Genomic DNA, 21,581 nt, shown 5'->3' with positions numbered 1-21,581 from the left:
GGCAACGTAAAGTTTATGTTCCTGTGTAAACTTGGCCATTGGTGCGGGCACCTCCTATTGTTGATTGGGGTGTCCAACAATAGGGGTGCAGCTCAGATAGCGACGAGGAGGCTCGCCTTTCGCCCGAGGAAAGCGGAGTCTTGCACGGAAATCAACAGCGGTGCAACAAACGATTCACCAATTTTTCCTATATATACATTTACCGTTTTGCACCAGCTACTTATCTTCCCAATCCAAAAATTGAACACAAAAAAACAGATGGACATGAAGTCCATCTGTTTTTAATATCAATGATTACTCAGTGATTGTAGCTACTACTCCAGCACCTACAGTACGTCCACCCTCACGGATAGAGAACTTAGTACCTTCTTCGATAGCGATTGGAGCGATAAGCTCAACAGTCATTTCGATGTTATCGCCAGGCATAACCATTTCTACACCTTCAGGAAGGTTACAGATACCAGTTACGTCAGTTGTACGGAAGTAGAACTGAGGGCGGTAGTTAGTGAAGAATGGAGTGTGACGTCCACCTTCTTCTTTAGAAAGAACATAAACTTCTGCTTTGAACTTTGTATGTGGAGTGATTGTACCTGGCTTAGCAAGTACTTGTCCACGTTGGATATCTTCACGAGCTACACCACGAAGTAGTGCACCGATGTTGTCTCCAGCTTCAGCATAGTCAAGAAGCTTACGGAACATTTCTACACCTGTTACAGTAGTAGATTTTGGCTCTTCAGAAAGACCGATGATGTCGATAGTGTCTCCAACTTTAACTTGTCCACGCTCAACACGACCTGTAGCAACTGTTCCACGACCTGTGATTGAGAATACGTCCTCAACAGGCATCATGAATGGCTTGTCAGTGTCACGCTCTGGAGTTGGGATGTAGCTATCTACAGCTTCCATAAGTTCGAAGATTTTCGCTTCCCACTCAGCATCTCCTTCAAGAGCTTTAAGAGCAGAACCTTTGATTACTGGTACGTCATCGCCAGGGAAATCGTACTCAGAAAGAAGGTCACGTACTTCCATTTCTACTAGTTCAAGTAGTTCTTCGTCGTCTACCATGTCACATTTGTTCATGAATACAACTAGGTATGGAACACCTACTTGACGAGAAAGAAGGATGTGCTCACGAGTTTGTGGCATTGGGCCGTCAGCAGCAGATACTACTAGGATCCCACCATCCATTTGTGCTGCACCAGTGATCATGTTTTTAACATAGTCAGCGTGTCCTGGGCAGTCAACGTGTGCGTAGTGACGAGTATCAGTTTCGTACTCAACGTGTGCAGTAGAGATTGTGATTCCACGCTCTCTTTCTTCTGGAGCACCGTCGATTTGGTCATATGCCATTGCAGTTCCACGACCATACTTCTTGTGAAGTGTAGTTGTGATAGCAGCTGTTAGAGTTGTTTTACCGTGGTCAACGTGACCGATTGTACCGATATTCGCATGTTGCTTGGAACGATCAAATTTTTCCTTACCCATTTGAAAATCCTCCTTTGATTTTAAAGAAAATAAGTATATTTTGGGATGTTTCAGAGATCGTGCGAAACCACCCCTGAAACACCAATTGCTTACACTAGTATTTATACTTTATAAAAGCGAATAAATCAATTATTCACCTTTATTTTTTTTGATGATTTCTTCAGAAATCGACTTAGGTACTTCTTCGTAGTGATCGAAGTGCATGGAGTATGTTCCACGTCCTTGTGTGTTAGAACGTAATGAAGTTGCATATCCAAACATTTCTGATAGAGGTACGAACGCTTTAACGACTTGAGCGTTACCGCGTGCTTCCATACCTTCTACGCGTCCACGACGTGAAGTAACGTCACCCATGATATCTCCAAGGTATTCCTCAGGGATAACAACCTCAACCTTCATCATTGGCTCAAGGATAACCGGCTTACATTTAGAAGCAGCATTCTTAAGGGCCATTGATGCAGCGATTTTGAACGCCATCTCAGATGAGTCGACGTCATGGTATGAACCATCGAATAATCTTGCTTTAACATCAACAAGTGGGAATCCAGCTAATACTCCGTTTTCAAGAGCATCTTGTAGACCGGCTTGTACTGCAGGAATGTATTCACGAGGAACAACCCCACCGACGATACCGTTTTCGAATTCGAATCCTTTACCTTCTTCGTTAGGTGCGAATTCAATCCAAACGTGTCCGAATTGTCCACGTCCACCTGATTGACGAGCGAATTTACCTTCAACTTTAGCCGTATCACGGAAAGTTTCGCGGTAAGATACTTGAGGAGCACCTACGTTTGCTTCTACTTTGAATTCACGTTTCATACGGTCAACGATGATATCTAAGTGAAGCTCACCCATACCGGCGATGATAACCTGTCCAGTTTCCTGGTCAGTATGCGCACGGAATGTTGGATCTTCCTCTTGTAGTTTTTGTAGAGCAGTTGTCATTTTATCTTGGTCAGCCTTAGATTTAGGCTCAACAGATAGAGAGATAACCGGCTCTGGGAATACCATTGATTCTAAGATAACAAGGTTCTTTTCATCACATAGTGTATCTCCAGTACTAGTATCTTTCAGACCAACCGCTGCTGCGATATCCCCAGCATACACTTGGGAGATTTCTTCACGGGAGTTAGCGTGCATTTGCAGGATACGACCTACACGTTCACGTTTTCCTTTAGAAGAGTTTCTTACGTAAGAACCTGACTCAAGTACACCAGAGTAAACACGGAAGAATGTTAATTTACCAACATAAGGGTCAGTTGCAACTTTGAACGCCAAAGCAGAGAATGGAGCTTCGTCTGAAGATGGACGAGTCACTTCTTCTTCTGTTTCAGGTACAAAACCTTTGATATCTTCAACGTCTGTTGGCGCTGGAAGATAGTCAATAACTGAGTCAATTAGTAATTGAACCCCTTTGTTTTTGAATGCAGATCCACAAACCACTGGGTAGAACTCAACAGTTAGTGTAGCCGCACGGATAGCAGCTTTGATTTCTTCGTTAGAAAGTTCTTCACCTTCTAAGTACTTCATCATAAGCTCTTCATCAAGTTCAGATACTGCTTCAATTAGCTTTCCGCGGTATTCTTCAGCTTGATCTTTGTACTCTTCAGGAATGTCACGAGCTTCTGCGCGAGTTCCAAGGTCATCTTCATAGAAATAAGCTCTCATTTCCACTAAGTCGATGATTCCTTCGAAGTCATCTTCAGCACCGATTGGAAGCTGAATTGGATGTGCATTAGCTTGTAGACGCTCATGTAGTGTACCTACAGAGTAAAGGAAGTCAGCACCGATTTTGTCCATTTTGTTAACGAACACAACACGCGGAACACCGTATGTTGTTGCTTGGCGCCAAACAGTTTCAGTTTGAGGCTCAACACCAGATTGAGCATCAAGTACTGCTACTGCACCATCAAGTACACGCAGGGAACGCTCAACTTCAACAGTGAAGTCTACGTGTCCTGGAGTATCGATGATGTTAATACGATGGCCTTTCCATTGAGCTGTTGTCGCAGCAGAAGTGATTGTGATACCACGTTCTTGCTCTTGCTCCATCCAGTCCATTTGAGAAGCACCTTCGTGAGTTTCTCCAATTTTATGGATACGACCTGTATAAAATAGGATACGCTCAGTTGCAGTTGTTTTACCAGCATCGATGTGAGCCATGATACCGATATTACGAGTGTTTTCTAAGGAGAACTCTCTAGGCATGCGGTATTTCTCCTTCCTTATATAAGAATAATTTGTTTGTTTAAGGTCAGATTACCAACGATAGTGAGCAAACGCTTTGTTCGCTTCAGCCATCTTATGTGTATCTTCACGCTTCTTGACAGAAGCACCAGTGTTGTTTGCTGCATCAAGAATTTCGTTAGCTAAACGCTCTTCCATAGTCTTCTCACCGCGAAGACGAGAGTAGTTTACTAACCAACGAAGACCTAATGTAGTACGACGCTCTGGACGCACCTCTACAGGTACTTGATAGTTTGAACCACCTACACGACGAGCTTTTACTTCTAATACCGGCATGATATTTTTTAAAGCTGCATCGAATACTTCCATTGCATCTTTACCTGAACGCTCGCTAATGATATCAAACGCTGCGTATAATTTCTTTTGAGCTTTACCTCTTTTACCGTCAATCATGATTTTGTTGATTAAACGAGTAACTAGTTTAGAATTGTACATTGGATCAGGTAAAACGTCTCTTTTTGCTACAGGACCTTTACGTGGCATGTGATTTCCTCCTTTCAACGAGAAATGAATTTATAGTTGTTTTATTATTTTTTAGCTGCTTTAGGGCGCTTAGTTCCGTATTTAGAACGTCCTTGCATACGGCCGTCAACTCCAGCTGTATCAAGCGCACCACGTACGATATGATAACGTACCCCTGGTAAATCCTTTACACGTCCTCCACGGATAAGAACAACACTGTGCTCTTGAAGGTTGTGCCCGATACCAGGAATGTAAGCAGTAACCTCGATTCCATTCGTTAAACGAACACGAGCATATTTACGTAAAGCCGAGTTCGGTTTCTTTGGAGTCATTGTACCAACACGAGTACATACACCACGTTTTTGTGGAGAAGACAAGTTCGTGTGCACCTTCTTAAAGCTGTTATAACCTTTGTTAAGAGCTGGTGACTTTGATTTTGTTGATTTAGACTGACGAGGCTTGCGAACTAATTGGTTAATAGTTGGCATTTTGTTTTCCTCCCTTCTTATTTGGTAAGCCCACACATCCAGGTGGTTCTTTTTTGGGTAAAAGTAAAGTTTTTGTAGATCGTTTCTACAAAAACTATTTTACTGTATAATCGCAACAGCTGCTGCTCCAACATCTATTCCGCACGATTTACCAAGTTTCTTCATTGAATCCACTTTGTTAACCGATACATTAAGATCAATCGCGGCCTGAACTACTTTCGCAGTAACTTTGGGATCAGCATCTTCCGCAATGACTACTTCGAGTACATGACCTGTTTTCAGAGCTTTCACTGCTTGCTTTGTTCCTACAATAATTTCTTTAGCCTGCGCTACTTTTTCATAAGACATTTCATATCCTCCAAAGTAACAGGTTATTAATAGGAGCAACCTTGAATATATTATCATCTTAAAATCTCTATGTCAACATAGATTTAAAAGATTTATAAAAGCTAACTCTTAAGACTGTTGTTTGAGCAATCAAACCCGCCTAAGAGTTAGCCTAAATAGATTACTCTACTGTTACTGTTTCTTCATTAGTATCCTCTGCTAAGACCGGCTCTGCCTTGCGGTAACGTTGCATACCTGTACCGGCAGGGACCAGTTTACCAATGATAACATTCTCTTTCAATCCTAGTAACTCATCACGTTTTCCTTTAATCGCAGCGTCCGTTAACACACGAGTTGTTTCCTGGAATGATGCCGCGGATAAGAAGGAATCCGTTTCAAGTGAAGCTTTTGTGATTCCAAGCAATACAGGGCGTCCTGTTGCTGGAAGCTTACCGCCAAATAATGCTTTTTCATTCGCATCTCTGAACTGATGGATATCCATAAGAGTTCCCGGAAGTACCTCAGATTCACCAGCATCGATGACACGAACTTTACGAAGCATTTGACGAACCATAACCTCAACGTGTTTGTCGCCGATTTCAACCCCTTGCATACGGTATACTTTTTGTACCTCACGCAGCAAGTATTCTTGAACGGCAGAGACATCACGGACTTTAAGAAGTTCTTTAGGATCGATGGAACCTTCAGTGATTTCTTGACCGCGTACGACTTTATCATTCACAGCGAACTTCAGGCGCGCTGTGTAAGGAGCTGTGTAACTTCTCGTTTCCACATCACCTTGTACGGTAATTTCGTACTGACGATCTTTTCCTTCACTGATGGAAGTGATCACACCATCGATTTCAGAAATGACAGCCTGACCTTTCGGATTACGCGCTTCGAAGATCTCTTGGATACGCGGTAAACCTTGAGTGATATCGTCTCCTGCTACCCCACCTGTATGGAACGTACGCATCGTTAACTGAGTACCCGGTTCCCCGATGGATTGAGCAGCGATGATACCGACAGCTTCTCCGACTTCGACTTTTTGACCTGTTGCAAGGTTCGTTCCGTAACATTTCTCACACACACCGTGTCTTGTGTTACATGTGAAGGCAGAACGGATCGAAACATGTTCAATGCCAGCATCAATGATCGTCTTAGCTAGATCTTCTGTGATCAGCTGATTTTCTGTGATGATGATTTCATCTGTCTCAGGGTGACGTAATGTCTTGCGAGAGTAACGACCGAGTAAACGTTCTTCAAGAGGCTCGATGATTTCCGTACCCTCTTTAATGGAGCCTACAAGTAGGCCTCTGTCCGTTCCACAGTCCTCTTCACGAACGATGACGTCCTGGGCAACGTCAACAAGTCGACGTGTCAGGTAACCTGAGTCAGCTGTCTTCAGTGCTGTATCGGCAAGACCTTTACGCGCACCGTGTGTAGAGATGAAGTACTCAAGAACCGTCAGACCTTCACGGAAACTTGATTTGATCGGTAACTCAATGATACGTCCAGCCGGGTTGGCCATCAGACCACGCATACCAGCAAGCTGAGTGAAGTTAGATGCGTTACCACGGGCACCAGAGTCACTCATCATGAAGATTGGGTTGCGTTTATCAAGGGTAGCCATCAGCTTGCCTTGGATTGTATCCTTCGCTGCACTCCAGATAGAGATGACACGATCATATCTTTCATCTTCTGTAATGAGACCACGTTTAAATTGTTTTAAAACGTTATCTACTTTACTTTGGGCTTCGATCAAGATCTCTTCTTTTTCCGCTAGTACAACGATATCAGCGATACCTACTGTAATACCGGCTTTCGTAGAGAATTTAAATCCAAGGTCCTTCATCTTATCAAGCATACGAGATGTCTCCGTGATGGCAAACTTCTTGAATACTTCTGCGATGATATTACCAAGGAATCCTTTCTTGAACGGGTTAATTAACTCGCGGCTTTCAAATACTTCTTTAACATTCGTTGAAGGATCAACGAAGTATTTCTCTGGAGTGGCATCTTCCAAATTCGTTCTTGTTGGTTCATTGATGAATGGGAAGGTGTCCGGCAGGATTTCGTTAAAGATTACTTTACCAACCGTTGTTAATAGTAGTTGTTTATTTTGTTTTTCAGTAAACGTTTTGTTATTGATGGTGCTTGCATGGATCGCGATACGGGTATGCAGATGTACATAGCCATTTTGATATGCAAGAAGAACTTCATTGGCGTCGTTGAAGATCATACCTTCACCAACAGCATTTTCACGTTCAAGTGTCAGGTAATAGTTACCTAGTACCATATCCTGGGACGGAGTAACAACCGGTTTACCGTCTTTCGGATTTAGGATGTTTTGGGCAGCAAGCATCAGCATGCGTGCTTCAGCCTGAGCTTCAGAAGATAGTGGTACGTGAACCGCCATTTGGTCACCATCGAAATCCGCGTTGTATGCTGTACATACAAGTGGATGAAGACGGATCGCTCTTCCTTCAACAAGAGTTGGTTCAAATGCTTGGATACCAAGTCTGTGAAGAGTAGGGGCACGGTTTAATAGAACTGGATGTTCCTTGATAACCCCTTCTAATACATCCCATACTTCCGGCTGAACGCGTTCGATCTTACGTTTCGCACTCTTAATGTTGTGTGCCAACCCTTTTTCAACGAGCTCTTTCATCACAAATGGTTTGAATAACTCAAGAGCCATTTCTTTAGGAAGACCACATTGGTACATCTTAAGGTTAGGACCAACAACGATTACAGAACGACCGGAATAGTCGACACGTTTACCAAGAAGGTTCTGACGGAAACGACCTTGCTTCCCTTTAAGCATATGTGAAAGGGATTTTAATGGACGGTTACCAGGTCCTGTAACAGGACGGCCGCGACGACCATTATCAATTAAAGCATCAACCGCTTCTTGAAGCATACGCTTCTCATTTTGAACGATGATGCTTGGAGCACCAAGGTCCAATAAACGCTTAAGACGGTTATTACGGTTAATAACACGACGGTATAAATCATTCAAGTCGGAAGTGGCAAAGCGTCCACCGTCAAGTTGAACCATCGGGCGAAGCTCTGGAGGAATGACAGGTAGTACGTCAAGAATCATCCAATCCGGATCATTTCCTGAGTTCCTGAACGATTCCACTACTTCTAATCGTTTGATTGCACGGGTACGGCGTTGACCTTGAGCTGTTTTCAATTCTTCTTTAAGGAAATCAGCTTCTTTATCCAGGTCAATGTCCTGCAGAAGCTTTTTAATCGCTTCAGCTCCCATTGCAGCTTGGAATTTCACTCCGTATTTCTCACGGTACGCACGGTACTCTTTTTCAGAAAGAAGTTGTTTTCTTTCAAGAGCCGTGTCACCAGGTTCTGTTACTACATAAGAAGCGAAGTAGATGACTTCTTCCAAAGCACGTGGGGACATATCTAAAACAAGACCCATACGGCTTGGAATTCCTTTGAAGTACCAGATATGAGATACAGGGGCAGCAAGTTCGATGTGACCCATACGTTCACGACGGACTTTCGCCTTTGTTACTTCAACACCACAGCGGTCACAAACAACGCCCTTATAACGGACACGTTTGTATTTCCCACAGTGACATTCCCAGTCCTTCGTTGGACCGAAGATTCGTTCACAGAACAAACCATCTTTTTCTGGTTTTAACGTACGATAGTTGATCGTTTCGGGCTTTTTAACTTCCCCGAAAGACCATGAACGGATCTTATCGGGGGAAGCTAAACCAATTTTCATATACTCAAAATTATTTACATCTAGCAAGGGGCCTACCTCCCTTTTAATCTACAGGCTCTAACCCTAATTGCTCTAAATTTATTCTTTCGACCCAACTGTCTCGGATTCTTGTGCATTAGATTCAGAGATATTTAGCGTGTCTGCTTGTTGTACTTCTTCTTCATCCTCTAGGTCACGCATTTCGATTTCTTCTTCGTTACTGGAGAGGATCTTAACATCCATACCTAAACTTTGGAGCTCTTTGATCAGAACTTTGAATGATTCCGGAACACCAGGTTCAGGAACGTTTTCACCTTTGACGATGGCTTCGTATGTTTTCACACGACCCACAACGTCATCAGACTTAACTGTTAGAATTTCTTGTAGAGTGTAAGCAGCACCATAAGCTTCAAGTGCCCATACCTCCATCTCACCGAAACGCTGTCCACCGAATTGGGCTTTACCTCCAAGAGGCTGCTGCGTAACAAGTGAGTAAGGACCCGTTGAACGTGCGTGAAGTTTGTCATCAACCATGTGAGCCAGTTTAATCATATACATGATCCCTACTGATACACGGTTATCAAACGGTTCACCTGTTCGACCATCATATAGAACCGTTTTGGCATCACGTGCCATACCCGCTTCTTCAATGGTTGCCCAGACATCTTCCTCACGTGCTCCGTCAAATACTGGTGAAGCGACATGAATGCCAAGGTATCTTGCTGCCATACCTAGGTGAAGCTCAAGCACCTGTCCGATATTCATACGTGATGGTACCCCTAATGGGTTAAGCATGATATCGATCGGTGTACCGTCCGGTAAGAACGGCATGTCTTCTTCAGGCAGGATTCTTGAGATAACACCTTTGTTACCATGACGACCAGCCATTTTGTCCCCTTCAGAAATCTTACGCTTCTGAACGATGTATACACGTACCAGTTGATTCACACCTGGTGGTAATTCGTCACCATCTTCACGGTTGAAGACTTTCACATCAAGGATGATTCCGCCGCCACCATGTGGTACACGAAGGGATGTATCCCGAACTTCACGAGCCTTCTCTCCGAAGATTGCATGTAATAAGCGTTCTTCCGCCGTTAGCTCTGTTACACCTTTAGGTGTTACTTTACCAACGAGCAAGTCGCCGTCTTTCACTTCAGCACCGATGCGGATGATCCCACGCTCATCAAGATTGCGAAGCGCATCTTCACCAACGTTTGGAATATCACGAGTGATTTCTTCAGGCCCTAATTTCGTATCACGAGATTCAGACTCATATTCTTCAATATGAATAGAAGTATATACATCGTCTTTCACAAGACGTTCACTCATGATGATCGCATCTTCATAGTTGTAACCGTCCCAAGTCATGAAACCAACCATTACGTTACGTCCTAAGGCGAGTTCTCCTTTTTCCATTGAAGGGCCATCAGCAAGGATCTCTCCTTTTACTACACGGTCTCCTTCACTTACGATCGGACGCTGGTTGTAACATGTTCCCTGGTTAGAACGGATGAATTTTTGCATACGGTATTTATCGAGGTCACCTTTTACTTCCTGACCATCGATTTCTTTCACACGTCGTACCCAAACTTGTTTCGCTTCAACCTTTTCCACGATACCTTCATACTTACAGATCACGGCTGCACCGGAGTCTTTCGCAGATACGTGTTCCATACCTGTTCCGACGATCGGTGATTCCGGGTTCATCAAAGGTACCGCTTGACGTTGCATGTTCGCTCCCATTAGAGCACGGTTGGAGTCATCGTTTTCTAAGAACGGGATACATGCCGTCGCAGCTGATACTACTTGCTTTGGAGATACATCCATGTAGTCAAGACGCTCACGCTTGATGACCGTGTTCTCTCCACGGAAACGAGCGATGACTTCTTCATCAAGGAACTCCCCGTCTTCTCCAAGACGCGCGTTCGCTTGAGCCACTACATAGTTATCCTCTTCGTCCGCTGTCAGGTAATCGATGCGATCGGTTACCTTCCCTGTATCAGGGTCGACACGACGATACGGCGTTTCAATAAAGCCGAATTTATTCACTTTCGCAAACGATGAAAGTGAGTTGATGAGTCCGATATTCGGTCCCTCAGGCGTTTCAATCGGACACATACGACCATAGTGGGAGTAATGAACGTCACGTACTTCGAAACCGGCACGTTCACGAGTTAATCCACCAGGCCCTAAAGCAGAAAGACGACGTTTGTGCGTTAATTCTGCAAGAGGATTCGTTTGGTCCATGAATTGAGACAATTGAGAGCTTCCAAAGAACTCTTTAATTGATGCAATAACAGGGCGAATGTTAATCAGTTGCTGAGGCGTGATGGTATTGGTGTCCTGAATCGACATTCTTTCACGAACAACACGCTCCATACGTGATAAACCGATACGGAATTGGTTTTGCAGTAATTCACCAACCGAACGTAAACGACGGTTTCCTAAATGGTCAATATCATCCGTCAGTCCTACTCCATGTAATAAGTTAAAGAAGTAAGAAATAGAAGAGATGATATCAGCAGGTGTAATGTACTTAACCTCTTCCTCAACATACGCATTGCTAATTACGTTGATTTCAAATTCTCCCTCTTCGTTAGGAGAATAGATTTTGATAGATTGAAGAACGACATCTTCCTCTAATACGCCGCCGGACTGTTGGTAATTTTTGAAACCAATGCCGTTTTCCAGATAAGGAATGATCTTATCCAGGGCGCGACGGTCAAGAACCGTGCCCTTCTCTGCCAGAATCTCGCCCGTTTCCGGATCTGCTAGAGTTTCTGCTAGAGTTTGACCGAATAAACGGTTCTTAATGTGAAGCTTTTTGTTCATTTTGTAACGTCCAACGTTTGCTAAGTCATAACGCTTAGGATCAAAGAAACGAGAAACGAGTAAACTTTTAGCATTTTCTACAGTAGGAGGCTCTCCCGGACGCAGACGCTCATAAATCTCGAGCAATGCCTTGTCGATACCTTCCGTGTTGTCTTTCTCGAGCGTGTTACGAATGTACTCATTATCACCGATCAAATCGATGATTTCTTGATCAGAGCCAAACCCAAGGGCACGTAAAAGAACCGTTACCGGTAGTTTGCGAGTTCGATCAATTCGCACATATACAACATCTTTTGCATCTGTTTCATACTCAAGCCAAGCTCCGCGGTTTGGTATAACGGTAGCAGTAAACCCTTTCTTTCCGTTCTTATCTACTTTTCCACTAAAGTAAACACTAGGTGAACGTACTAACTGAGAAACGATAACGCGCTCAGCACCATTAATGACAAAAGTACCTGTGTCTGTCATTAATGGGAAATCACCCATAAATACGTCTTGATCCTTTACTTCTCCTGTTTCCTTATTCACAAGACGGACTTTCACTCTAAGTGGTGCAGAGTAAGTTACATCTCTTTCCTTTGATTCTTCCACCGAGTACTTTGGCTCTCCTAGACTATAATCAATAAATTCTAAAGAGAGATTACCAGTGAAGTCCTCAATCGGAGAAATGTCACGGAACATTTCTCTTAACCCCTCATCAAGAAACCATTGATACGAGGAAGTTTGAATTTCGATTAGATTCGGCAATTCTAAAACTTCACTGATACGCGCAAAACTTCTGCGTTGGCGGTGTCGTCCATACTGAACTAGTTGACCTGTCAACTGATTCACCCCTCAAATCAAGCGTTTTGGTTGTGTCTATATGTCTTAAAGTAGGAAATTCTACTCTACACAAGACAAAAAGAAAAAGGGTTTTAATGATAAAACCTCATTTTCATATGACGAACTATTATTTTATAATCTTTTCCAATTTATCCAATATGTATACATATGGACATATTACCGGAAAATAATATTTTTGCATTTTATAATGTTATCATAGCAGATAAGCTACGTCAACGGATTTCTTTTACTGATTTCAAGATGTAGTAACCCTTTTTCCTTGCGACGATTTCTACATTTGAAAACAATGTTTCCATTTTTTCAATGGCAGATGGAGCACCTTGCTTCTTCTGAATAACGACCCACAATTCTCCGTTTTCCGTCAGATGATCATAACTTCCTTCAAGAATCGCATGAACCGTTTCTTTCCCTGCACGTATCGGCGGATTCGTTAATATGGCAGCAAACTGCTTTTCAACGACTTTAGCATATCGGTCACTTTGATAGATATTGACGTTTTGAACATTGTTCTCAGCAGCATTCTCTTTCGCCAAAGCCAAAGCTCTCTCATTTACATCAATCATATGGACCGTCCGATCACCAAAGTCTTTCGCAAGTGACAATCCAATTGGTCCATACCCGCAACCAGCATCAAGCAAGGCTCCTTCAGCATCAGGTAATTCAAACGTTTCAATTAAAACTCTTGATCCAAAGTCCACTTCCTTTTTCGAGAAGACGCCCTGATCCGTTTTGAACCGGAATGAATGCCCTCTTAATTGAAAGGTGATGGTTTGAGGATTACTTTCTACATCAGGTTTATGGGAATAATAGTGTTTAGTCATTATATCATCTCCATCCATTGGTACCTCCCGACTGGTAACCATCCTTCCCCAAAAGAAGCGATGGCAGAAGCCAGACAAGAAAAAAGCCCGCCAACGATAGCGAGCTTTTCATCTATACAATCATTACTTAACTTCTACGCCAGCTCCAACTTCTTCAAGTTTAGCTTTAAGTTCTTCAGCTTCCTCTTTAGAAACTCCTTCTTTAAGAGCTTTAGGAGTGTTATCAACCATTTCTTTCGCTTCTTTAAGGCCAAGACCTGTGATTTCACGAACAACTTTGATAACCTTGATTTTTTGAGAACCAGCGCTCTCAAGAACTACGTCGAATTCAGTTTTTTCTGCAGCAGCGTCAGCGCCACCAGCAGCTACAGCTACAGGTGCAGCAGCAGTTACTCCGAATTCTTCTTCGATTGCTTTAACTAGATCGTTTAGTTCAAGAACTGACATTTCTTTAATCGCGTCAATGATTTGCTCTTTAGACATTATAAATTTCCTCCTTGTTATGCTTGCTTTAATTTTTTATTTAAGCGACTTGCTTTAACTTACGCGCCTTGCTCTTCTTTTTGATCTGCAACGGCTTTTGTTGCCAATGCGAAGTTGCGCATTGGTGCTTGAAGCACGCTGAGTAGCATAGAAAGAAGTCCTTCGCGGCTTGGAAGTTCAGCGATTGCTTTAACATCCTCAACTGAAGTGATTGTTCCTTCGATGACACCCGCTTTGATTTCAAGCGCTTCGTGTTCTTTGGCAAAGCTGTTAAGAATCTTTGCAGGTGCAACTACTTCTTCTGAACTGAACGCAATCGCGTTAGGACCAGTTAAGAATTCGTTTAACCCTTCAAGACCAGCTTCTTCTGCTGCACGACGTACCATCGTGTTTTTGTACACTTTGAAGTCGATACCAGCTTCACGAAGTTGTTTACGAAGCTCAGTTACTTCGGAAACATCTAGGCCACGGTAATCTACAACGATTGTAGATACACTGTTTTTAAGCTTGTCAGAGATTTCTCCAACGATGTGTTTCTTTTGATCTAGAATGCTGCTCATCATTACACCTCCTGTAGATTGACTGATGAACATTTATACCGTCATCCAATAAAAAATGCCCTTATATCAAGGTAGACATAAGGGCATTGCAAACACGCTAGTAGCGGTTATTTTATCGCAATTACCTCGGCAGGATATTAAGCTCGTGATGAGCCCCTACTGTCTACGGTACAAATGTATTCGTTTTTTAACAACAGAACTAATTATAATCACTAGCTCTCAGTAAGTCAATACCAAATTATGCCTTAACTGCGAAAGTTGAAGGATCGACTTTAACGCCAGGTCCCATTGTAGAAGTTACAGAAACGTTCTTCATGTAAGTTCCTTTTGCAGCAGCAGGTTTAACTTTAAGCATTGTTTCATACATAGTTGCAAAGTTTTCAACAAGCTTCTCGTTGTCGAATGAAATCTTTCCAACAGGAACGTGTACGTTACCTGATTTGTCAGCGCGGTATTCAACTTTACCAGCTTTGATTTCATTCACTGCTTTCGTTACATCAAATGTAACTGTACCAGTTTTAGGGTTTGGCATTAAACCTTTAGGTCCTAATACGCGACCAAGTTTACCAACTTCACCCATCATGTCTGGAGTTGCAACGATTACGTCAAACTCGAACCAACCTTGGTTGATCTTGTTGATAAGGTCTGCATCACCTACGAAGTCAGCGCCAGCAGCTTCTGCTTCTTTCGCTTTATCGCCTTTAGCGAATACAAGAACCTTTTGAGTTTTACCAGTACCGTGTGGAAGTACAACTGCTCCACGGATTTGCTGGTCGTTCTTACGAGTATCTACACCTAAGCGGAACGCTACTTCGATCGTCGCGTCAAACTTAGCGAAGTTTGTTTTCTTTACTAATTCGATTGCTTCTTCAACTGAATAAGCTGTAGTACGATCTACAAGCTTTTGAGCTTCAAGAAACTTTTTACCTTTTTTAGCCATTTTAAATTTCCTCCTATATGTGGTTTTAGCGGAATAACCTCCCACGAAATAAGGTTGCGAGTGAAACGTACATTTCATCATCGCAACCTTGTTCAACAGGAACCTTTACTTCAACGAAACAGGGATTAGTCTTCGATGACGATACCCATGCTGCGTGCAGTTCCTTCTACCATGCGCATAGCTGATTCAACACTAGCTGCATTTAAGTCAGGCATTTTTGTTTCAGCAATTTCACGTACTTTGTCGCGTTTAAGTGTTGCCACTTTCTTGCTGTTTGGTTCGCCTGAACCAGACTCGATACCTGCAGCTTTCTTAAGAAGAACAGCAGCGGGTGGAGTTTTTGTGATGAATGTAAATGAACGGTCTTCAAATACCGTAATTTCAACAGGAATGATTAAGCCAGCTTGATCTGCTGTACGAGCATTGAATTCCTTACAGAATCCCATGATGTTAACACCTGCTTGACCTAGTGCAGGACCAACTGGTGGAGCTGGATTAGCTTTACCGGCAGGAATCTGCAATTTAACCATTTTTATAACTTTTTTAGCCACGAGACACACCTCCTTAAGTCCGTGATGTGGTTATTGGGTTTTTCACCCTCCCACTCAAATGTAAAAAATGTCTTTATCAACATAAAGAACGTTTATTAGTTTCAGTATCTCTTTGTGGAGACGCACTGACTTATGAAATAGTATCATTTTTTCAAAATGATTTCAAGTTCTTTTCCATTATAATTTATCAATTTGAGAGAAATCCAGTTCTACCGGGGTGTCTCTACCAAACATATTGACGTGTACCTTCACTTTTGTTTTCGCATGATCAATCTCTTCGATAGAGCCTGTAAAGTTCGCAAACGGACCTTCGTTCACCTTTACTGTTTCTCCTAATTCGAAGTCGATTTCTACCTTTTTCTCTGTCATGCCCATTTGCTTCAGAAGATTTGTTACTTCTTCAGGCAATAACGGAGTCGGCTTTGAACCCGATCCAGATGAACCGACGAATCCCGTGACGCCAGGTGTGTTACGGACCACATACCAGGAATCATCCGTCATGACGATTTCAACAATCACATAACCAGGGAATACTTTCTTCTTAACGACTTTCTTCTTACCGTTCTTAATATCTGTCTCTTCTTCTTCAGGAACGATCACGCGGAAGATCTTATCTTGCATCCCCATTGATTCAACACGTTTCTCAAGGTTTGCTTTTACCTTATTCTCGTATCCTGAATAAGTATGGACTACATACCAATTCTTCTCCATTTCGTAGGACTAAACGTCCGTCCCTCCTCGCTATTTAAGAATACGCATACGCCTTTTTTTCCAAATGAAAAAACCCGTAAAAAGTTAACGGGCTCCAAGGTCATGTACTCTATTAATAATCATTATACCATGCTTAGACGGTATATATACAACTAATTCTATGTTTCTCTTACTTAGAACCAATGATCAATCGCATAAGTTCTGAGATGCCCAGGTCGATTACAGCAAAGAAAAGGGCAACAAATACCACTGTCGTAATAACGGTGATCGTGTAGCGTGTTAACTCTTTACGTTTAGGCCAGCTGACCTTTCTCATTTCCGATGCAACATTGCGAAAGAATTTAAACATCCGTTAGTAACCTCCAACTAATATCAATGCGCAAGACTTCTACACTATTTAGTCTCTTTGTGTAGGGTGTGAGCATTACATGTATTGCAGAATTTCTTTATTTCTAATCGAACAGCCTGGTTACGATTACCCGGCACAGTATAATTCCTGGAACCGCATACCGAACAAGCCAGTATTAATTTAGTAGTCATATATTCCACCTACACTATACATAGTAAGTCCTATCAAAAATAACACGACCACCAATTTGTGTCAATATGACTTTACATCGTTATTTCACGAACTTCCAAGTATCGCTCGAGCTTTCGTTTCACCCGCTGTAATGCGTTATCGATGGACTTCACATGGCGATTCAGCTCTTCTGATATTTCCTGATAGGACTGCCCGTCCAAATAAAGGGCAAGTACTTTCCTCTCAAGATCACTTAATAACTGTGCCATCTTGTCTTCCATATTGTCGAATTCTTCACGATTGATAATTAGCGCTTCCGGATCCATTACTTTCGCACCTGAAATGACATCTAATAGCGTACGGTCCGACTCATCATCATAAATGGGTTTATCCAATGAAACATACGAATTAAGCGGTATATGCTTCTGTCTGGTGGCTGTCTTAATGGCCGTAATGATCTGCCTTGTGATACAAAGCTCTGCAAACGCTTTAAAAGAAGTCAGCTTGTCCTCTTTATAATCGCGTATGGCTTTGTATAAGCCAATCATACCCTCCTGGACGATATCTTCCTTATCTGCCCCGATTAAAAAATACGACCGCGCTTTCGCCCTGACAAAATTCCGGTATTTCTTTATTAAAAAATCTAACGCTTCGCTGTGACCCTGATGGACGGCTTCTATTATCTCTTCATCATCCATGCCTTCTAATCGATTATCAAATGCTTCTGTCCTGGTGATATTGCTCACACACATCCCCCCGCGCAAAACAATAGATAGAATTATTATACATTACAGAAAATTCAACCGTCAACCTATCATTGTTCCCCACGGCGCCATTTTTCGAAAATTTCAGCAACTTCATCGGACAATTGGATCTTGGATGTCGGCCTTTTTTCACTGGAATTCCGAACCTTACGTTCGATCTTTTTTTCAATGACTTTCACTTCCGTCAGGAGTTCCCTTGCTGATTTGCGAAGGGCACCCTGACCAAAGATCGCCCATTGCTCTGTGAAATCAGAAGTCGCCACGTGGATTTGTGTTTTAATATTGCTTAATTCGATGGCCAACCTTTCAATTCGCTCATCGGCGGTTTCATTTTCCTTCGTAAAAAGCACTTCTACTTTATAATTCTTATATTTACGGGCGATCCCCTGGACGTAGTAGGCATCGAATACAACAATGACACGGTAGCCCGTATATCCTTGATATTCTGCCATTTTCTCGACCAGGAGATCTCTTGCTGAGGCTAAATCCTTATGCTTCAACTCATTCAATTCCGGCCATGCGCCGATGATGTTATAGCCATCCACAAGGAGAATATCCATCTCCCTATTCTCCTAATGGGTGGCGTTTACGATAAACCTCATACATTAAAATACTGGCTGCCACCGAAGCGTTTAGTGATGTGACATGTCCGATCATAGGCAACTGAACAAGGAAATCACATTTATCCCTCAGGATACGGCTCATCCCTTTTCCTTCACTACCGATAATTAAGCCGATAGGCAATGTACCATCCAACTGGCGGAAATCCTGCTTTCCTTTTGCATCTGTTCCAGCCACCCATACACCACGCTCTTTCAGTTCATCCACCGCTCTCGAAAGGTTGGTCACCCGCGCCACCGGTATATGCTCAATGGCACCAGTAGATGCTTTCGCTACGGTAGAGGTAAGTCCCACCGCTCTTCGCTTGGGGATAATGATCCCATGAGCACCTGCTGCATCTGCCGTCCTCATGATCGAGCCGAGATTATGAGGGTCTTCCAGCTCATCCAGTATGAGAATGAACGGATCCTCTCCACTTTGTTCCGCCCTGTGAAAAATATCATCAATTTCTGCATACTGGTACGCAGCAACAGAAGCAACTACCCCTTGATGATTCTCAGAAACCATCTGCTCGATCTTCTTCTTCGGGACGTATTGAACCATGACATTCGATTCTTTAGCCAGACCCACGATCTGCTGGATGGACCCTTTCTGTGACCCTTCTGCAATCCAAATCTTATTGATATCCCTTCCCGACCTCAATGCTTCCATGACGGGGTTTCTTCCTCCGATAAAATCTTTACTCATACCTACTCCTCCTTTCCTGCCTGGGCTTGTTCAAAAATGATCTTCAATAGTTCCTCTAATCGTTCCGTCCGATTAAGTAAAAACAAATATCCAATAAGAGCCTCAAAAGCAGTGCTGTGTTTATACGTCTGTACATCTGTATTTTTAGGGGTTGTCCCTGACTTTGCGTTTCGTCCCCGTTTCACAACCGAAATCTCTTCTTCGGTTAACAGGTCTTGATCAAACAATGTCCGGAGAATCGCCGCCTGGGCTTTGGCGGAAACATACTTGGTCGCGGCCCTGTGCAACTGATTCGGTTTGATCTTCCCTTTGGTTAATAGGAGCTGCCGTACATATGTTTCATATACAGCATCCCCCATATAAGCAAGTGCAAGCGCATTGATTTGTTTCGCGTCGATTTGTTCGTTTATCTCGTGCAGCATTAAGACCCTCTTTTCCAGCGGGTGCCTTGAGGAGTATCTTCCAGGATAATATCCATCTCTTTCAATGTATCCCGAATCTCATCAGCTAATTGGAAGTTCCGGTCTTTACGTGCTTGAATGCGTTTTTCGATCAGTTCTTCCACTTCTTCGTCCAAGAGCCCTGCTTCCTGAAGGGTCAATCCCAGCACTGAAAAGAAATCTTCAAATTGGTGTAAGAACCCATCAATGACCTCTATGGAAGTGTTCTTCTCCATCAAGTAATAGTTCGCTTGTCTGGATAGTTCGAATAAAACGGAAATTCCGTTCGCTGTATTAAAATCATCATCCATGTCCGAAATGAACTGAGCTTTCAATTCGTCGATTTTATCGAGCCATTCCTGGTTGTTCTCCGTTAAGTCCGCACTTGATTCTTTGCGGTGCTTCAGGTTTTCATACGCTGTCTTAATTCTGTCTAAAGAAGTCTCCGCGTTCTGGAGAAGCTCAAGATTATAGTTGATCGGGTGACGATAATGAACCGACAGCATGAAGAAGCGCAGCACTTGAGGATCCTGTTCTTTAATGATGTCGTGTACCAAGACGAAATTACCGAGTGACTTGGACATCTTCTCATTATCGATATTGATGTACCCATTGTGCATCCAGTACTTTGCGAATGTCTTGCCAGTAAGGGCTTCTGATTGCGCAATTTCATTCTCGTGATGAGGGAAGGTCAGATCCTGTCCCCCGGCGTGGATATCAATGGTATCCCCCAAGTAGCGCTTTGCCATGGCCGAGCACTCAATATGCCAACCCGGACGCCCTTCACCCCAAGGGCTTTCCCATGAAATCTCCCCTTCTTTGGCGGCTTTCCATAGAACGAAATCAAGGGCATCTTCTTTCTTATCCCCTACATCGATTCGGGCACCTGCTTTCAGTTCATCAATTGGCTGATGGGACAGCTTACCATACCCGTCAAATTTTCTTGTACGATAATAAACATCTCCCTGAGACTCATAGGCATACCCTTTTTCCACAAGCGCATGGATAAAATCAATAATGGTGTCAATATTCTCTGTTACGGTCGGATGAATATCGGCTTTCTTGCACCCAAGGGCCCCCGTGTCTTCAAAGTAAGCATCGATGAACCGCTGTGCGATCGTCGGTACGTCTTCCCCGAGTTCCTTCGCTGCCCTGATCAATTTGTCGTCCACATCCGTGAAGTTGGAGACGAATTGAACATCATAGCCTCTGTATTCCAAATATCGTCTTACGGTGTCAAATACAATGGCAGGGCGGGCATTTCCTATATGGATATAGTTATAAACCGTCGGCCCGCACACATACATTTTGACTTTACCCTCTTCCAGGGGTTTAAATTCCTCTTTTTGCCTTGTCAGTGTGTTATATAAACGAATCGTCAAGATGATCGACTCCTTCCCTCATATTCCCTTAATAATGTTTTTAACTCATTCACTTCTTTTTCAAGTTGTTTCATTCGATCATTAATCGGATCCGGCAGATCACAGTGATTCAAATCCTTCTGTATCTTCACTCCATCTTGGATGACGACCTTCCCGGGTATACCGACTACAGTCGAATTGGGAGGAACATCTTTTAGGACGACGGACCCTGCCCCTACCTTAGAATTTTCCCCAACTACGATGGATCCTAACACTTTCGCCCCTGTGGCAATTAAAGCATTATCTTGTATCGTCGGGTGACGTTTCCCTTTTTCCTTCCCGGTCCCACCGAGGGTGACCCCTTGGAAGAGCGTGACATTATCTCCTATTTCACATGTCTCACCAATCACCACACCCATACCATGATCGATGAAAAAACGGCGGCCGATCTTAGCACCCGGATGAATCTCCACACCCGTAAAGAAGCGGCTGACCTGCGAAATGACCCGTGCAATAAAAAAGAACTTCCGTTTAAAAAATGCATGGGCAATGCGATGAGCCCAAATAGCATGAAGACCCGAGTACGTGAGGATGACCTCCACATAATTCCTCGCAGCCGGGTCCTGGTCAAACACAACATCTATATCTTCTTTAAACGACTTAAACATACGGATCCGTCCTCCTTCCTTTTTCAAAAAATAA

At 43.1% G+C, this 21,581-nt stretch carries 21 protein-coding genes and 1 other annotated feature; all 21 genes read right to left on the bottom strand.

Going from position 1 to position 21,581, the window contains the following annotated elements; translation table 11 throughout:
• Positions 1-294: 294 nt before the first annotated feature.
• Entirely contained in the window at positions 295-1,485 is a 1,191-nt protein-coding gene (gene tuf / locus ACIGG7_RS23245; protein WP_034765989.1) for an elongation factor Tu, read from the bottom strand.
• A gap of 129 nt (positions 1,486-1,614) precedes the next feature.
• A complete protein-coding gene (fusA, locus tag ACIGG7_RS23240) occupies positions 1,615-3,693 on the bottom strand; it encodes an elongation factor G (RefSeq protein ID WP_224945497.1) in 2,079 nt (692 codons plus the stop codon).
• Positions 3,694-3,744: 51 nt separating this feature from the next.
• The gene (gene rpsG / locus ACIGG7_RS23235) at positions 3,745-4,215 is read right to left on the bottom strand and encodes a 30S ribosomal protein S7 (protein WP_034765993.1); all 471 of its coding nucleotides are present in this window, start codon (positions 4,213-4,215) and stop codon (positions 3,745-3,747) included.
• Between the two features lie 44 nt (positions 4,216-4,259).
• Positions 4,260-4,682: a 30S ribosomal protein S12 gene (gene rpsL, locus ACIGG7_RS23230; protein ID WP_034765995.1), complete on the bottom strand. Its 423-nt coding sequence runs from the start codon at positions 4,680-4,682 to the stop codon at positions 4,260-4,262.
• Positions 4,683-4,781: 99 nt separating this feature from the next.
• On the bottom strand, positions 4,782-5,030 hold the full coding sequence (locus ACIGG7_RS23225; RefSeq protein ID WP_224945495.1) for a 50S ribosomal protein L7ae-like protein: 249 nt from the start codon (positions 5,028-5,030) through the stop codon (positions 4,782-4,784).
• Positions 5,031-5,190: 160 nt separating this feature from the next.
• Positions 5,191-8,790 (bottom strand): DNA-directed RNA polymerase subunit beta', encoded by a 3,600-nt coding sequence (gene rpoC, locus ACIGG7_RS23220; protein WP_397551151.1) that lies wholly within the window; start codon positions 8,788-8,790, stop codon positions 5,191-5,193.
• Between the two features lie 51 nt (positions 8,791-8,841).
• Positions 8,842-12,399: a DNA-directed RNA polymerase subunit beta gene (gene rpoB, locus ACIGG7_RS23215; protein ID WP_224945492.1), complete on the bottom strand. Its 3,558-nt coding sequence runs from the start codon at positions 12,397-12,399 to the stop codon at positions 8,842-8,844.
• Positions 12,400-12,632: 233 nt separating this feature from the next.
• On the bottom strand, positions 12,633-13,241 hold the full coding sequence (locus ACIGG7_RS23210) for a class I SAM-dependent methyltransferase (RefSeq protein WP_397551150.1): 609 nt from the start codon (positions 13,239-13,241) through the stop codon (positions 12,633-12,635).
• Between the two features lie 123 nt (positions 13,242-13,364).
• The gene (gene rplL, locus ACIGG7_RS23205; protein ID WP_219166391.1) at positions 13,365-13,724 is read right to left on the bottom strand and encodes a 50S ribosomal protein L7/L12; all 360 of its coding nucleotides are present in this window, start codon (positions 13,722-13,724) and stop codon (positions 13,365-13,367) included.
• A gap of 59 nt (positions 13,725-13,783) precedes the next feature.
• The gene (gene rplJ / locus ACIGG7_RS23200) at positions 13,784-14,284 is read right to left on the bottom strand and encodes a 50S ribosomal protein L10 (RefSeq protein ID WP_224945517.1); all 501 of its coding nucleotides are present in this window, start codon (positions 14,282-14,284) and stop codon (positions 13,784-13,786) included.
• Positions 14,285-14,326: 42 nt separating this feature from the next.
• Positions 14,327-14,471, bottom strand: a sequence feature (ribosomal protein L10 leader region).
• Positions 14,472-14,522: 51 nt separating this feature from the next.
• On the bottom strand, positions 14,523-15,224 hold the full coding sequence (gene rplA / locus ACIGG7_RS23195; protein ID WP_219166389.1) for a 50S ribosomal protein L1: 702 nt from the start codon (positions 15,222-15,224) through the stop codon (positions 14,523-14,525).
• A 125-nt stretch (positions 15,225-15,349) separates the two neighbouring features.
• Positions 15,350-15,775 carry a 50S ribosomal protein L11 gene (gene rplK / locus ACIGG7_RS23190; protein WP_032085258.1) on the bottom strand — a complete coding sequence of 142 codons (426 nt, stop codon included), beginning with the start codon at positions 15,773-15,775 and terminating at the stop codon, positions 15,350-15,352.
• Positions 15,776-15,952: 177 nt separating this feature from the next.
• Positions 15,953-16,486, bottom strand: a complete 534-nt coding sequence (gene nusG / locus ACIGG7_RS23185; protein ID WP_397551149.1) for a transcription termination/antitermination protein NusG — start codon at positions 16,484-16,486, stop codon at positions 15,953-15,955.
• A 169-nt stretch (positions 16,487-16,655) separates the two neighbouring features.
• On the bottom strand, positions 16,656-16,835 hold the full coding sequence (secE, locus tag ACIGG7_RS23180) for a preprotein translocase subunit SecE (RefSeq protein WP_044340513.1): 180 nt from the start codon (positions 16,833-16,835) through the stop codon (positions 16,656-16,658).
• Positions 16,836-16,879: 44 nt separating this feature from the next.
• Positions 16,880-17,026 (bottom strand): 50S ribosomal protein L33, encoded by a 147-nt coding sequence (gene rpmG, locus ACIGG7_RS23175; protein WP_219166388.1) that lies wholly within the window; start codon positions 17,024-17,026, stop codon positions 16,880-16,882.
• Between the two features lie 72 nt (positions 17,027-17,098).
• Complete coding sequence (gene sigH / locus ACIGG7_RS23170) at positions 17,099-17,743, bottom strand: RNA polymerase sporulation sigma factor SigH (RefSeq protein WP_412103632.1); 645 nt, start codon at positions 17,741-17,743, stop codon at positions 17,099-17,101.
• Between the two features lie 77 nt (positions 17,744-17,820).
• Positions 17,821-18,330 carry an NYN domain-containing protein gene (locus ACIGG7_RS23165; RefSeq protein ID WP_397551148.1) on the bottom strand — a complete coding sequence of 170 codons (510 nt, stop codon included), beginning with the start codon at positions 18,328-18,330 and terminating at the stop codon, positions 17,821-17,823.
• Positions 18,331-18,334: 4 nt separating this feature from the next.
• Positions 18,335-19,078, bottom strand: coding sequence for a 23S rRNA (guanosine(2251)-2'-O)-methyltransferase RlmB (gene rlmB / locus ACIGG7_RS23160; protein ID WP_224945484.1), 744 nt, complete (start codon positions 19,076-19,078; stop codon positions 18,335-18,337).
• 2 nt (positions 19,079-19,080) lie between these two features.
• Entirely contained in the window at positions 19,081-19,500 is a 420-nt protein-coding gene (locus ACIGG7_RS23155) for a Mini-ribonuclease 3 (protein ID WP_397551147.1), read from the bottom strand.
• On the bottom strand, positions 19,500-20,900 hold the full coding sequence (cysS, locus tag ACIGG7_RS23150; RefSeq protein ID WP_397551146.1) for a cysteine--tRNA ligase: 1,401 nt from the start codon (positions 20,898-20,900) through the stop codon (positions 19,500-19,502). Before cysS ends, ACIGG7_RS23155 begins: the two co-directional genes overlap by 1 nt.
• Positions 20,897-21,547, bottom strand: coding sequence for a serine O-acetyltransferase (gene cysE / locus ACIGG7_RS23145; RefSeq protein WP_224945478.1), 651 nt, complete (start codon positions 21,545-21,547; stop codon positions 20,897-20,899). The genes cysS and cysE overlap by 4 nt, the downstream gene beginning before the upstream one ends.
• Positions 21,548-21,581 lie beyond the last annotated feature (34 nt).

Origin of the sequence: Rossellomorea sp. NPDC077527, assembly GCF_044542955.1 — a bacterium.
Lineage (GTDB): Bacteria > Bacillota > Bacilli > Bacillales > Bacillaceae_B > Rossellomorea > Rossellomorea aquimaris_E.
Note: the sequence above shows the minus strand (reverse complement) of the source record. Positions and strands in the feature narration are given on the sequence as shown.

What these genes read in the sequence shown, in the direction of transcription:
- rlmB (WP_224945484.1), bottom strand. Translation starts at nt 19,078, where the DNA reads ATGAGTAAAGATTTTATCGGAGGAAGAAACCCCGTCATGGAAGCATTG.
- rpsL (WP_034765995.1), bottom strand. Translation starts at nt 4,682, where the DNA reads ATGCCAACTATTAACCAATTAGTTCGCAAGCCTCGTCAGTCTAAATCA.
- rplL (WP_219166391.1), bottom strand. Translation starts at nt 13,724, where the DNA reads ATGTCTAAAGAGCAAATCATTGACGCGATTAAAGAAATGTCAGTTCTT.
- ACIGG7_RS23210 (WP_397551150.1), bottom strand. Translation starts at nt 13,241, where the DNA reads ATGACTAAACACTATTATTCCCATAAACCTGATGTAGAAAGTAATCCT.
- rplJ (WP_224945517.1), bottom strand. Translation starts at nt 14,284, where the DNA reads ATGAGCAGCATTCTAGATCAAAAGAAACACATCGTTGGAGAAATCTCT.
- rplA (WP_219166389.1), bottom strand. Translation starts at nt 15,224, where the DNA reads ATGGCTAAAAAAGGTAAAAAGTTTCTTGAAGCTCAAAAGCTTGTAGAT.
- ACIGG7_RS23165 (WP_397551148.1), bottom strand. Translation starts at nt 18,330, where the DNA reads ATGGATATTCTCCTTGTGGATGGCTATAACATCATCGGCGCATGGCCG.
- cysE (WP_224945478.1), bottom strand. Translation starts at nt 21,547, where the DNA reads ATGTTTAAGTCGTTTAAAGAAGATATAGATGTTGTGTTTGACCAGGAC.
- fusA (WP_224945497.1), bottom strand. Translation starts at nt 3,693, where the DNA reads ATGCCTAGAGAGTTCTCCTTAGAAAACACTCGTAATATCGGTATCATG.
- rpsG (WP_034765993.1), bottom strand. Translation starts at nt 4,215, where the DNA reads ATGCCACGTAAAGGTCCTGTAGCAAAAAGAGACGTTTTACCTGATCCA.
- ACIGG7_RS23225 (WP_224945495.1), bottom strand. Translation starts at nt 5,030, where the DNA reads ATGTCTTATGAAAAAGTAGCGCAGGCTAAAGAAATTATTGTAGGAACA.
- tuf (WP_034765989.1), bottom strand. Translation starts at nt 1,485, where the DNA reads ATGGGTAAGGAAAAATTTGATCGTTCCAAGCAACATGCGAATATCGGT.
- nusG (WP_397551149.1), bottom strand. Translation starts at nt 16,486, where the DNA reads ATGGAGAAGAATTGGTATGTAGTCCATACTTATTCAGGATACGAGAAT.
- secE (WP_044340513.1), bottom strand. Translation starts at nt 16,835, where the DNA reads ATGTTTAAATTCTTTCGCAATGTTGCATCGGAAATGAGAAAGGTCAGC.
- rpmG (WP_219166388.1), bottom strand. Translation starts at nt 17,026, where the DNA reads ATGACTACTAAATTAATACTGGCTTGTTCGGTATGCGGTTCCAGGAAT.
- ACIGG7_RS23155 (WP_397551147.1), bottom strand. Translation starts at nt 19,500, where the DNA reads ATGCTGCACGAGATAAACGAACAAATCGACGCGAAACAAATCAATGCG.